We start from the raw sequence: 13,373 nt of genomic DNA, 5'->3' as shown, positions 1-13,373 counted from the left end.
CCGGCCCCCAAGGCCGCCGCCCCGGCGCCCGCGCCCGCCGCCGAGGGCACCGGCCCCGAGCTGGTCCCGCTGCGCGGCCCGGCCAAGGCCGTCGCGACCAACATGGACGCCTCGCTGGAGGTGCCGACCGCGACCTCGGTCCGCGCCGTCCCGGCCAAGCTGTTGATCGACAACCGCATCGTCATCAACAACCACCTGCAGCGCGCCCGCGGTGGCAAGGTCTCCTTCACCCACCTGATCGGTTACGCCCTGGTCCAGGCCGTCAAGGCCTCCCCGGGCATGAACCACAGCTACAAGGTGGAGGGCGGCAAGTCCTTCCTGGTCAAGCCCGAGCACGTGAACCTCGGCCTGGCCATCGACCTGGTGAAGCCCAACGGCGACCGCCAGCTCGTCGTCGCGGCCATCAAGAAGGCCGAGACCCTCGACTTCTTCGGCTTCTGGCAGGCCTACGAGGACATCGTCCGCCGGGCCCGCGCCAACAAGCTGACCATGGACGACTTCACCGGCGTCACGGTCTCGCTGACCAACCCCGGCGGCATCGGCACCGTGCACTCCGTGCCGCGCCTGATGCAGAACCAGGGCACCATCGTCGGCGTCGGCGCCATGGAGTACCCGGCCGAGTTCCAGGGCTCCGCCCCGGAGACGCTGGCCCGCCTCGGCGTCTCCAAGATCATGACGCTGACCTCGACCTACGACCACCGCGTCATCCAGGGCGCGGCGTCGGGCGAGTTCCTGCGCACGATCCACCAGCTGCTGCTCGGCCAGAACGGCTTCTACGACGAGATCTTCGAGTCGCTGCGGATCCCGTACGAGCCGGTCCGCTGGGCCACCGACGTCGCCACCACCCACGACGACGAGGTCAACAAGACCGCCCGCGTCATCGAGCTGATCCACTCCTACCGGGTCCGCGGCCACCTGATGGCCGACACCGACCCGCTGGAGTACAAGCAGCGCAAGCACCCCGACCTGGACGTCACCACCCACGGCCTCACCCTGTGGGACCTGGAGCGCGAGTTCGCGGTCGGCGGCTTCGGCGGCCAGCGGATGATGAAGCTCCGCGACATCCTCGGCCTGCTGCGCAACACCTACTGCCGCACCGTCGGCATCGAGTACATGCACATCCAGGACCCGAAGCAGCGCAAGTGGCTGCAGGAGCGCCTGGAGAAGCCGTACACCAAGCCCGAGCGCGAGGAGCAGCTGCGCATCCTGCGCCGGCTGAACTCGGCCGAGGCGTTCGAGACCTTCCTGCAGACCAAGTACGTCGGGCAGAAGCGTTTCTCGCTGGAGGGCGGCGAGTCGCTCATCCCGCTGCTGGACGCCACCATCGACTCGGCCGCCGAGCACCGCCTCGACGAGGCCGTCATCGGCATGGCCCACCGCGGCCGCCTCAACGTGCTGGCCAACATCGTCGGCAAGCCGTACGGCAAGATCTTCGGCGAGTTCGAGGGCAACCTCGACCCGAAGTCGATGCACGGCTCCGGCGACGTCAAGTACCACCTGGGCTCCGAGGGCACCTTCACCGGCCTGGACGGCGAGACCATCAAGGTCTCGCTGGCCGCCAACCCCTCCCACCTGGAGGCCGTGGACCCGGTCGTCGAGGGCATCGCCCGCGCCAAGCAGGACATCCTGGACCAGGGCGGCACCACCTTCCCGGTGCTGCCGATCCAGATCCACGGCGACGCGGCCTTCGCCGGCCAGGGCGTCGTCGCGGAGACCCTGAACATGTCGCAGCTGCGCGGCTACCGCACCGGCGGCACCGTGCACGTCGTGGTGAACAACCAGGTCGGCTTCACCGCCGCCCCGGCCTCCTCGCGCTCCTCGATGTACTGCACCGACGTGGCCCGCATGATCGAGGCCCCGATCTTCCACGTGAACGGCGACGACCCGGAGGCCGTGGTCCGCGTCGCGCGGCTCGCCTTCGAGTTCCGTCAGGAGTTCCACAAGGACGTCGTGATCGACCTCATCTGCTACCGCCGCCGCGGTCACAACGAGGCCGACAACCCGTCGTTCACCCAGCCGCTGATGTACGACCTGATCGACAAGAAGCGCTCGGTGCGCAAGCTGTACACCGAGGGCCTGATCGGTCGCGGCGACATCACCATGGAAGAGGCGGAGCAGGCGCTCCAGGACTTCCAGGGCCAGCTGGAGAAGGTCTTCGCCGAGGTCCGCGACGCCGCCCAGGCGCCGGCCGCCGCCACCAACGGCAAGCCGGTCGCCGACTTCCCGGTCAACATCCAGACCGGCATCTCCCAGGAGATGGTCAAGCGGATCGCCGCCTCGCAGGTCAACCTGCCGGACTGGCTGACCGTCCACCCGCGCCTGCTGCCGCAGCTGCAGCGCCGCGCCGCCTCGGTCGAGGACAACACCATCGACTGGGCGACCGGCGAGACCCTCGCCATCGGCTCGCTGCTCATGGAGGGCCACCCGGTCCGCCTGGCCGGCCAGGACAGCCGCCGCGGCACCTTCGGCCAGCGGCACGCCGTCCTGATCGACCGGGAGACCGGCGAGGACTACACCCCGCTGCAGTACCTCACCGAGGACCAGGCCCGCTACACCGTGTACGACAGCCTGCTGTCCGAGTACGCGGCGATGGGCTTCGAGTACGGCTACTCGCTGACCCGCCCGAACGCGCTGGTCATGTGGGAGGCGCAGTTCGGCGACTTCGTCAACGGCGCGCAGACCATGGTGGACGAGTACATCGCCTCCGCCGAGCAGAAGTGGGGCCAGCACTCCGGCGTCACCCTGCTGCTGCCGCACGGCTACGAGGGCCAGGGCCCGGACCACTCGTCCGCCCGCCCGGAGCGCTTCCTCCAGATGTGCGCGCAGGACAACATGACGGTCGCCATGCCGACCCTGCCGTCGAACTACTTCCACCTGCTCCGCTGGCAGGCGCACAACCCGCACCACAAGCCGCTGATCGTCTTCACCCCGAAGTCGATGCTGCGTCTGAAGGCCGCGGCGAGCGCGACCGAGGAGTTCCTGTCCGGCTCGTTCCGCCCGGTCATCGGCGACTCCACCGTCGACCCGGCGAACGTGCGCAAGGTGGTCATCACCGCGGGCAAGTTCTACTACGACGTCGAGGCGGCCCGCACCGAGCGCGGGATCACCGACACCGCGATCGTCCGGGTCGAGCGGCTCTACCCGCTGCCGGTGGCCGAGCTCCAGGAGGAGCTGGCCAAGTACGGCGACGACGTCCAGTTCGTCTGGGCCCAGGAGGAGCCGGCCAACCAGGGTTCCTGGCCGTTCATCGCCATGAACCTGGTCGACCACCTGCAGGTCGTCATCGGCCGCAGCGCCAACGGCTCCCGCCTGCGCCGCGTCGCCCGGACGGCCTCCTCGGCCCCCGCGGTCGGCTCGGCCAAGCGCCACGCCGCCGAGCAGCAGGGTCTGCTGGAGGAGATCTTCTCGCTCTGACCCCCGCGGTCGGCGCGGGGTCTCCCGCTCGCACGGTCCCGGCCCCCGGGCCCCCTGGAAACAGGAGGGCGCGGGGGCCGGGGCCGTTCCCGGCACGTGTGCGAAGGTCCCAGCTCTGCAACCAAAGCGGCACCGACCTGCGGGGAGTCCTGACGGGTCGATAGGTTATGCCTCGCCAGGCCGCCGCCCGGGCGCCCGTCATCGCGCCCGCCGGCCGCCGGGGACCTCACCGCTCTCCCAGGGGGAACAACCGCATGACCGCCGACACGCCACGGGACGCCGCCGACACGCCGCTCCCGCCGGTCTTCCAGCCGCTGCTTCCGGACGACCCGAGGGAGGTCGGCGGCTACCGGCTGTTCGCCCGCCTCGGGGCCGGCGGCATGGGCCGGGTCTACCTCTCGTACACGCCGGGCGGCCGCCCGGTGGCGCTCAAGGTGGTCCGCCCGGAGTTCGCCGAGGACGTCGAGTTCCGCCGGCGGTTCGCCCAGGAGGTCACCAACGCCCAGCGGATCCACGGGCTCTACACCGCCCAGGTGATCGACTCCGGCGGCCTGGACGGCGACGCGCCGTGGCTGGTCACCGCCTACGTCCCCGGCCCGTCCCTGCAGCAGGTGGTGCGGGAGAACGGCGCGCTGCCGGTGCGCACCGTGCTGCTGCTGATGGGCGGCATCGCCGAGGCGCTCCAGGCGATCCACAGCGTCGAGGTGGTGCACCGCGACCTCAAGCCCGCCAACGTGCTGGTGGCCGGCGACGGCCCGCGGGTGATCGACTTCGGCATCGCCCGGGCCGCCGACGCCACCGCCCTCACCGGCACCGGCTACCGGATCGGCTCGCCCGCCTTCATGTCGCCCGAGCAGGCCCAGGGCAAGCCGGTCACCCCGGCCACCGACGTCTTCGCGCTCGGCGCGCTGGCCGCCTACGTGGCCGGCGGCACCGCGCCGTTCGGCGACGGCCCGGACACCGCCGTGCTCTACCGGGTGGTGCACGAGCAGGCCGACCTGGACGCCGTCCCGGCCGACCTGCGCGAGCTGATCCTGCGCTGCCTCGCCAAGTCCCCCGAGGACCGGCCCAAGCCGGCCGAGATCATCGAGATCGCCCGCAACCACCCGACCGTCGGCGGCCAGCTGCGGTTCTCCGACGACTGGCTGCCCCGGCAGGTCAACACCGAGATCACCCGCCGCTCGGACCTCCCGAAGACCCCGCCCACCCCGCTGCCGGCCGCGCCCACCGCTCCCCCGGCCCCGGCCGGGCCGCCCACCACCCCGCCGCAGCCGGCCGCCGCGCCCACCCACCCGGTCACCCACCCGGCCACCGCGCCGTCCTTCGGGCCGCCGACCCCCGCGCCGTCCTTCGGCCCGGCTCCCGGCTTCGGCCCCGCCCCGTCGCAGACCCCGCCGCCCGGGTTCACCCCGCCGCCGGTCGGCGCGTACGGCGCCGTGCAGCCGCCCACCGAGGCGCCCACCGGCCCGGTGCTGGGCGCCCCGCCGACCGCCCGGCTGCAGCCCGAGCCGCCGTCCTACGACACCCCGCCGCCCGGGCCGGTGGTCACCACCCAGGCCGCCGAGCCGGAGCCGCGGCGCAAGGGCGGCGTCTCCTGGAAGGTGCTGCTGACCGTCGCCCTGGTGATGGCGCTCGGCGGCACGGCCGGCGGCGTGGTGCTGATGAACAAGTTCGGCAAGGACGACGACAAGAAGAACTCCGCCCAGGCCGGCCCGGGCACCGCGCAGCCGAACGCCGCGCCCAGCCCGACCGCCACCCAGCCGCCCGCCTCGCCGTCCGCCGAGACGCCGACCCCGACGCCGAGCAAGACCTCGGGCAAGGTGACGGCCGCGCCGTCGGCGACGTCGAGCGACGGGGTCACCGCACCGGCCCGCCCCACCGGCTACGCCCCGCTGCTGGACAAGAAGTCGCTGTCCATCCCGGCCTCCGAGTACTCCTCCGACTCCTACCGGATCGACCTGGACTCGGGCACCGTCGTGCCGCGCAGCACCAGCCTGAAGTGGGGCCTGGGCGTGACCGCCCTCGGCAGCTCCAACCGGGCCAACGGCTTCGCGAGCTACGGCGACAACAAGTCGGACTTCGCCGTGATCACCGAGGCCACCGTCACGCCCGAGGAGTGCGCCGCCGCGATCGACTCCCGGCCGGACAGCGACCTCTCCTACAACCGGGTCGCCCCCGGCCGGCTGCTCTGCATCCGCGACCGGATCACCCGCAACATCGCCGTCGGCGTGATCGAGGTGGCCGACTCCACCACCGGGGCCGCCAAGCTGACCCTGAGCACCTGGCGCGCCAGCTGACCCGGTCTATCCTGACCAGGTCGAAAACCACCATCGGACCGGAGCGAACCGTGTACTTCACCGACCGCGGCATCGAGGAGCTGGCGAGCCGGCGCGGCGACGAGGAGGTCACCTTCGAGTGGCTGGCCGAGCGCCTGCGCGAGTTCGTCGACCTCAACCCGGACTTCGAGGTCCCGGTCGAGCGGCTGGCCACCTGGCTGGCGCGGCTCGACGACGAGGACGACGAGTGATCCGGTGAAACCGCCCGCATGAGGGCCCGGAGGCAGCCGCCTCCGGGCCCTCGCGCGTTCCTCCCGTAGGGGCCGGGCCTCAGGGTCGGCTCCGGGCGGTCTCAGGGTCGGGCGCCCTTGTGGCCCGCCGCGACGCGACATATCGTCTTTAAAGAAGAACGCGATACATCGCGAGTCACCAACGGGAGGCGGCAGAGATGAGCGAGTGGACGGTCGAGGGACCCGACAGGATCACCATCGAGGAGGCGGTCCGGACCCTCCAGGTGCGGACCATCGACGGCACGGTCAACGTGGTCGCCGCCGAGGGCCCGGCCCGCCTGGAGGTCACCGAGCTGACCGGCGAGCCGCTGTACGTCACCCTGGTCGACGGCGTCCTCACCGTCACCTACAAGGACCTCAGCAGCTGGAACGAGTTCGGCGACGTCCTCAAGTCGGTCGACTCGGTGAAGGGCTTCTTCTCCTCCTTCAAGCGGAAGCGGAGCGCCTCGGTCACCCTGACCGTGCCCGCCGCCACCGAGGTCAAGGTCGGCACGGTCTCCGCCACGACGACGGTCTCCGGCTTCACCGAGCACGTCTCGACCCAGACCGCCAACGCCGACATCACCCTGGTCGGCCTGGCCGGCCGGACCGACGCCAACACCGTGACCGGCGACGTGGACGCCCAGTCGGTGGCCGGCCGGCTGCGGCTGAACACCGTCTCCGGGCAGCTCACCGTGGTCGCCGCCACCGCCGACAAGGTGACCGCCAACGCCGTCACCGGCTCGGTCACCCTGGACCTGGCCGCCGCCACCCCGACCGAGATCAAGGTCACCACGGTCAGCGGCGCGGTCGGCGTCCGGCTGCCCTCGCTGGCCGACACCAAGGTCGAGGCCGGCACCACCAGCGGCGACCTCACGTCCGGCTTCGAGCAGCTCAAGGTCGGCGGCAGCTGGGGCACCAAGCGGCTCTCCGGCCAGCTCGGCGACGGCAAGGGCAGCCTCTCGGTCACCACCGTCTCCGGCGCGGTGACCGTGCTGGCCCGGCCCGAGGCCGAGGACGACGCCCAGGTCGTCGTCCGGGAGCTGCCCGCGACCGACGGCCCGGGCGAGCGCCCCGACCTCACCAAGGAGGCCTGACATGACCCCCGTCTTCGGCCACGGCCGGCTCCGGCTCTACCTGCTCAAGCTGCTCGACGAGGCCCCGCGCCACGGCTACGAGGTCATCCGCCTGCTGGAGGAGCGCTTCCAGGGCCTGTACGCGCCCTCGGCCGGCACGGTCTACCCGCGGCTGGCCAAGCTGGAGCAGGAGGGCCTGGTCGCGCACAGCAGCGAGGGCGGCCGCAAGGTCTACCGGCTGACCGACGCCGGCCGCGCCGAGCTCGCCGCCCGGCAGGGCGAACTCGACGAGCTGGAGCTGGAGATCCACGACTCGGTGGCCCAGCTCGCCGGGGCGATCCGGGAGGACGTCCGGGACAGCGCCAAGGACCTGCGCGAGCAGCTGTGGGGCGCGGCCGAGCAGGCCCGCCGCGGCGCCCCGCAGCCGGGGGCCGAGGACGGGGGCGGGGACGGCGCCGGCGGCAACCCGTGGGCCGGGCCGTGGGGCGACCAGGCCGCCTGGCAGCGCGCCAAGGAGGAGTTCGCCCAGTTCAAGCGGCAGGCCAAGGAGCAGGCCAAGCGGGCCAAGGAGCAGGAGAAGGCCGCCAAGGCCAAGGCCAAGGCGGCCGAGGAGGAGGCCCGCCGGCTGCGCGAGCAGTCCCGGGCGGCCCGGACGGCGGCCCAGCAGGAGGCGCTGCGGATCAAGCGCCGGGTCGAGCAGCAGGTCCGCGACCACGCGGCGCGCGGCGACTGGCCGACCGGCCTGGCCGAGGGCCTCTCCGAGCTGACCAAGGGCCTGGCCGGGCTGGCCGACGCGGCCCGCTGGGGCCACCCGGCCGAGGAGAAGGCGGAGCCGTCCGGCGGGGCGCCGGACGGTGCGAAGGTCACCGTCACCCGGATCGACCTGGACAAGGACGAGCCGGGCGCGGCCCCGGCCGCCGGCGCCCCGGCCGACCTGCCGCCGTGGGCCGCCACCGACCCGGCCGGCGACCCGGCCCGGGAGCTGGAGCGGCTGCTCGACCGCTTCCGCGACCAGGTCCGCGACGCGGCCCGGGACGGCGGGGTGACGCCCGGCCGGCTGGCCGAGGCGCGCGCCGTCCTCGGCACCGCCGGCGAGCACCTGAAGCGTCTGCTCGGCTGACCGGCTGGGCGGCTGTCCGGCCACGGGCCCGGTACCCCACGGGGGGGTACCGGGCCCGCGCGCGTCACGGCGTCACGGCGTCACGGCGTCAGGACGACCTTGCCGAAGACGTCGCCCTTGGCCAGCCGGGCGAAGCCCTCCCGCGCCTCGGTCAGCGGCAGCACCGAGTCGATCACCGGGCGGACCCCGGTGGTGGCGCACAGCGAGAGCAGTCCGGCCAGCTCCTCCTTGCTGCCCATGGTCGACCCGACCACCTTCAGCTCCAGGAAGAAGATCCGGTTCAGCTCGGCCGCCGCCGGGCTGGGGCCCGAGGTGGCACCGGAGATGACGATCGTGCCGCCCGGGCGGAGCGACTTCACCGAGTGCGACCAGGTCGCGGCGCCGACCGTCTCCATCACCGCGTCCACCCGCGCGGGCAGCCGGGCCCCGCTCGGGAAGGCCGCGTCGGCGCCCAGCTCCACCGCCCGGGCCCGCTTGGCCTCGTCCCGGCCGGTGACCCAGACCCGCAGGCCGGCCGCCTTGCCGAGGACCACCAGCGCGGTCGACACCCCGCCGCCGGCGCCCTGCACCAGCACGGTGTCGCCCGGCTTCACCCCGGCGTTGGTGAACAGCATCCGGTAGGCCGTCAGCCAGGCGGTGGGCAGGCAGGCGGCCTGCTCGAAGGAGAGTTCGGCGGGCTTGGGCAGCAGGTTCCAGGTGGGGACGGCCACCTGCTGGGCGAAGGTGCCCTGGTAGCGCTCGGTCAGGATCGAGCGGGGCTCGTCCGGCCCGACCCCGTGCCCGCTCTGGCCGATGACGGAGTGCAGGACCACCTCGTTGCCGTGCTCGTCGACGCCGGCGGCGTCGCAGCCGAGGATCATCGGCAGCTTCTCGGCGGGCAGGCCGACCCCGCGCAGCGACCAGAGGTCGTGGTGGTTCAGGCTGGCCGCCTTGACCGTGACCACGCTCCACCCGGGACGGGCCTGCGGTTCGGGGCGTTCGCCCAACTCCAGCCCGCTCAGCGGGTCGTCGGCGTCGATTCGTGCGGCGTAGGCAGCAAACATGCTCCGGACGATAGCCACAACGACCGGGGGCCGGGAACCGCGCGTCGGTGTGACGCACGTCCCGGCCCCGTGGGTACCGCGGCCGTTACCGGCGGGCGACGCCCTCGGCGCGGGCGGCCTCGGCGACGGCCTTGCTGACGGCCGGGGCGACCCGCTCGTCGAACGGCGAGGGGATCACCTTCTGCGGCGTCAGCTCGTCCGTGACCACGCCGGCCAGCGCCTTGGCGGCGGCCAGCTTCATGCCCTCGGTGATCCGGGTGGCCCGGACCTGCAGCGCGCCGGCGAAGATGCCCGGGAAGGCCAGCACGTTGTTGATCTGGTTCGGGAAGTCGCTGCGCCCGGTGGCCACCACGGCGGCGTACTTGTGCGCGACCTCGGGGTGGATCTCCGGGTTCGGGTTGGCCATCGCGAAGATGAACGCGCCCTCGGCCATGGTGGCGACGGCCTCCTCCGGCACGGTGCCGCCGGAGACGCCGATGAAGACGTCGGCGCCGGCCAGCGCCTCGGCCAGGGTGCCCTTGGCGCCGGTCCGGTTGGTCAGCGCGGCGATCTCCGCCTTGACGTCGGTGAGGTCGCCGCGGCCCTCGTAGACCACGCCCTTGCGATCGCAGACGGCCACGTCGCCGATGCCGGCGGCCAGCAGCATCTTGGCGATGGCGATGCCGGCCGCGCCGGCGCCGGAGATGACGGCCCGCAGCGAGCCGATCTCCCGGCCGGTCACCTTGGCCGCGTTCCAGAGCGCGGCGGTGGTGACGATCGCGGTGCCGTGCTGGTCGTCGTGGAAGATCGGGATGTCCAGGGCGTCCTGGAGCCGGCGCTCGATCTCGAAGCAGCGCGGGGCGGAGATGTCCTCCAGGTTGACGCCGCCGAAGGAGGGGGCGAGCCGGACCACGGTCTCGACGATCTCGTCCACGTCGGTGCAGGCCAGCGCGATCGGCACGGCGTCCACGCCGCCGAACTGCTTGAACAGGATCGCCTTGCCCTCCATGACGGGCAGCGAGGCCTCCGGGCCGATGTCGCCCAGGCCCAGCACGGCGGTGCCGTCGGTGACCACGGCCACCGTGTTGGACTTCCAGGTGTAGTCGTTGACGAGCTCGGGCTGCTCGGCGATGGCCGTGCAGACGCGGGCGACACCGGGGGTGTAGGCGAGGGACAGGTCGTCCGCGTCGCGCACCGGGACGGTCGCCCGGACCTCCATCTTGCCGCCGCGGTGGAGCGCGAACACGGCGTCGACCGGATCGTCGGTGTCCTGGGTAGTGCTGTGGATGATCTCCGCTGCCACGATGACCTCTTCGTCATTGATCGAGCGAGGACACCCGGCCGACGGACGGTGGCGATCCGGTCCGACCCCGGGAACGCCGAAGCGCCCGGGGAGAAGGCCGGGTCGGGGCGCCGCCGTCGGACGAGCGCCCTCGAATGAGGGTTTTATGGATTTGTCTGCGTGTGGTCTCGCTGTGCTTCGGGCCGAGCGTAGGTCGGACGACGGCATCGCACCCATGCCTTTTCGTCCAAGTCACTTGGTTGTCATTCGCCTCACAGCCACCTGGAGCACCCAGGCGCCGTGAGTACCGGGCCCCGGCGGCGGCAATGGCGAACGAGCACGCACACCCGCAGGGGTGAACGCAGACACGGAGGGGGGCCGGTGCCTCGGATACGGAGTCGGCGTCATGGACTTCCGTTCCTGCGCACCCCGAGCCGGTTGCGGCTCGGCGGTCTGGTTCGAGCGTCGGGGGTCACCCGGTACCGAATTCTGACACACCCGCCCACGGGCCCGGCAGGCCGGGATGGGAGGATCCCTTGTCCCGCCATCTCGCGTACATCTCCGCGATGCTGCGGCGCCACCCCCTCCCTCCCACAGGAGCAGTCTCATGCCCCACCGCGCCCATTACCGCAGGCCGGCCGCCGCCGCGCTCGCCCTCACCACCGTCGGAGCCCTGCTGTTGAGCGGCTGCGGCGGCGGCGACCAGGCCGTCGCGAAGGACCCGGTCCAGGAGATCCGCGCGAAGATCCCGAAGGCCCAGCAGTCGGCCAAGACCCTCCGGATCGGCATGGACGTCAACTACCCGCCGGTGGAGTTCCGGGGCGCCGACGGCAAGCCGGACGGCCTGGACCCGGACATCGCGGCGGCCCTCGGCCGGATCCTCGACCTGCGGATCGAGTACGTCGACACCCCCTTCGACAAGCTCATACCGGACCTCCACAAGAAGCAGTACGACGTGGTCATGTCGGCGCTCAGCGACATCCGCCAGCGCCGGGACCCGCTGGGCGAGGACGGCAAGCCGAACGGCCAGGCCGTCGACTTCGTGGACTACTTCATCGCCGGCACCTCGATGGTGGTCCCGAAGGGCAACCCGAAGGGCATCCACTCCCTGGACGACCTGTGCGGCAAGACCGTCGCGGTCCAGACCGGCACCACCCAGGACGAGATCGCCACCCGCCAGGTGACCGCCTGCACCCGCGCCAACAAGCCGCTGACCGTGCACAAGTTCGACAGCGACGCCAAGGCGCTGGCCGAGGTCGCCTCCGGCGCGGCCCAGGCCGGTCTGAACGACTTCCCGGTGGCCGCCTACGCGGCGAAGAACACCGACGGCGGCAGCCGCTTCGAGGTGACCGGCTCGCAGTCCCGCTCCAACCCGTACGGCATCGCGCTGCGCAAGGACGACACCGAACTGCGGGACGTCCTGGCCAAGGCGGTCGACCAGCTGATCCGCAGCGGCGAGTACGACAAGATCCTCGCCAAGTGGAACGTCGCCGCGGGCGCGGCGCAGAACGCGGTGGTCAACGGGGGCATCTGAGACACGGGCGCGACCGGGGGCCCGGAGCACGGGATCGGGCGGGCGCACGATCGGGCGAGTGCGCGGCCGGGCCTCCGGGCGGAGCGCGGAGGGATCTGCATACTTATACGCAGGGTGACAGGGACACGGTATTCGTCCGTATAGCGGACGGCGCGGCCCCTCGTTATCCGATTTTGATCTGAATGAGGGCCACCCGAGCGTCATCAGATGGCAGGATTCCCCCCATCTCGGATCGAGCCGGCCACTGGTCGAGGCGGTTCGGTCAACGCCCACCTCGGCGGACGGTGGCGGAGAGCAGTACCTGTACCACCCTGCGCAGTCTCCCTGCCCGACCCGTACAGCGCCGTACGGCAATGCTGCCCCGGTGTGCCGCTCCACGGCGGCGCGCTCCGCCCGACCTCTCCCTCAGGAGGAGATCCCCCCATGATCGCCCGTACCCAGCGCGCCCGCCTCCTCGCCACCGCGGCGGTGCTCGCGTCCGCGTCGCTCGTGCTGACCGCCTGTGGCAGCAGCAAGTCCTCCTCCGGCAGCACCGGCGGTGCCAGTGCCTCCGCCGCCCTGCCGACCGTCAGCGCCGACGCGTCGCTGGCCGCGCTGGTCCCGGCCGACGTCAAGTCCGGCGGAAAGCTGGTCGTCGCCGCCGACGCCTCCTACGCGCCCAACGAGTTCCAGGACGCCTCCGGCAAGATCATCGGGATGGACGTCGACCTGGCCACCCTCATCGGCCAGAAGCTCGGCCTGACCGTCGAGGTCCAGAACTCGCCGTTCACCGCGATCATCCCGGGCATCAGCGCCAACAAGTTCCAGCTGGGCATGAGCTCCTTCACCGACACCAAGGAGCGCGAGGGCCAGGTCGACATGGTGACCTACTTCCTCGCCGGCACCAGCGCGGCGGTCAAGAAGGGCAACCCGGACAAGATCGACCTGAAGGACCTGTGCGGCAAGAAGATCGCCGTCCAGACCGGCACCACCCAGGCCGACACCATCAAGGACACGATCACCCCGGACTGCGTCAAGGCGGGCAAGCCCGGCGTGCCGAACGACGGCGACAAGTTCGACCTGCAGACCGACGTGACCACCGCGATGGTCTCCGGCCGCGACCAGGTCATGCTCGCCGACTCCCCGGTCATCGACTACGCGCTCAAGCAGACCAACGGCCAGCTGGAGCAGCTCGGCGACGTCGAGGGCAAGGCCCCGTACGGCGTCGTGCTGGCCAAGGGCTCCCCGCTCACCAAGGCCGTCCAGGCCGCCATCCAGTCGCTGATGGACGACGGCAGCTACAAGAAGGTCCTGGAGAAGTGGGGCGTCCAGGCCGGCGCGATCGACAAGTCCGTCATCAACGGCGCCACCAGCTGACCCTTCGCCACTCCCCTTCATCCG

At 72.1% G+C, this 13,373-nt stretch carries 9 protein-coding genes; 7 read left to right on the top strand and 2 right to left on the bottom strand.

Annotated features, from left to right (window positions below):
* The 5 genes from AB0N76_RS32955 to AB0N76_RS32935 all read left to right on the top strand — a co-directional run.
* The coding region (locus AB0N76_RS32955) for a multifunctional oxoglutarate decarboxylase/oxoglutarate dehydrogenase thiamine pyrophosphate-binding subunit/dihydrolipoyllysine-residue succinyltransferase subunit (protein WP_363563495.1) at positions 1 to 3,414 on the top strand (3,414 nt) is incomplete at its 5' end.
* A gap of 254 nt (positions 3,415 to 3,668) precedes the next feature.
* Positions 3,669 to 5,711: a protein kinase gene (locus AB0N76_RS32950; RefSeq protein ID WP_363563493.1), complete on the top strand. Its 2,043-nt coding sequence runs from the start codon at positions 3,669 to 3,671 to the stop codon at positions 5,709 to 5,711.
* A gap of 50 nt (positions 5,712 to 5,761) precedes the next feature.
* Entirely contained in the window at positions 5,762 to 5,941 is a 180-nt protein-coding gene (locus AB0N76_RS32945) for a DUF6104 family protein (protein WP_030392846.1), read from the top strand.
* A 197-nt stretch (positions 5,942 to 6,138) separates the two neighbouring features.
* Positions 6,139 to 7,056 (top strand): DUF4097 family beta strand repeat-containing protein, encoded by a 918-nt coding sequence (locus AB0N76_RS32940; protein ID WP_363563491.1) that lies wholly within the window; start codon positions 6,139 to 6,141, stop codon positions 7,054 to 7,056.
* A 1-nt stretch (position 7,057) separates the two neighbouring features.
* The gene (locus AB0N76_RS32935) at positions 7,058 to 8,155 is read left to right on the top strand and encodes a PadR family transcriptional regulator (RefSeq protein WP_363563489.1); all 1,098 of its coding nucleotides are present in this window, start codon (positions 7,058 to 7,060) and stop codon (positions 8,153 to 8,155) included.
* Between the two features lie 80 nt (positions 8,156 to 8,235).
* Here AB0N76_RS32935 and AB0N76_RS32930 read toward each other — a convergent pair whose 3' ends face one another.
* The gene (locus AB0N76_RS32930) at positions 8,236 to 9,198 is read right to left on the bottom strand and encodes a zinc-binding dehydrogenase (protein ID WP_363563487.1); all 963 of its coding nucleotides are present in this window, start codon (positions 9,196 to 9,198) and stop codon (positions 8,236 to 8,238) included.
* Positions 9,199 to 9,283: 85 nt separating this feature from the next.
* Positions 9,284 to 10,480 (bottom strand): NADP-dependent malic enzyme, encoded by a 1,197-nt coding sequence (locus AB0N76_RS32925; RefSeq protein WP_363563485.1) that lies wholly within the window; start codon positions 10,478 to 10,480, stop codon positions 9,284 to 9,286.
* Positions 10,481 to 11,066: 586 nt separating this feature from the next.
* Here AB0N76_RS32925 and AB0N76_RS32920 point away from each other — a divergent pair.
* Both AB0N76_RS32920 and AB0N76_RS32915 read left to right on the top strand, forming a co-directional pair.
* Positions 11,067 to 11,993: an ABC transporter substrate-binding protein gene (locus AB0N76_RS32920; RefSeq protein WP_363563483.1), complete on the top strand. Its 927-nt coding sequence runs from the start codon at positions 11,067 to 11,069 to the stop codon at positions 11,991 to 11,993.
* 423 nt (positions 11,994 to 12,416) lie between these two features.
* Positions 12,417 to 13,349, top strand: coding sequence for an ABC transporter substrate-binding protein (locus AB0N76_RS32915; protein ID WP_363563481.1), 933 nt, complete (start codon positions 12,417 to 12,419; stop codon positions 13,347 to 13,349).
* The last annotated feature ends 24 nt before the right edge of the window (positions 13,350 to 13,373 follow it).

Source organism: Kitasatospora sp. NPDC093806, assembly GCF_040683335.1.
In the GTDB taxonomy this organism is placed as follows: domain Bacteria; phylum Actinomycetota; class Actinomycetes; order Streptomycetales; family Streptomycetaceae; genus Kitasatospora.
This window is presented reverse-complemented; position numbering and strand designations above follow the sequence as displayed.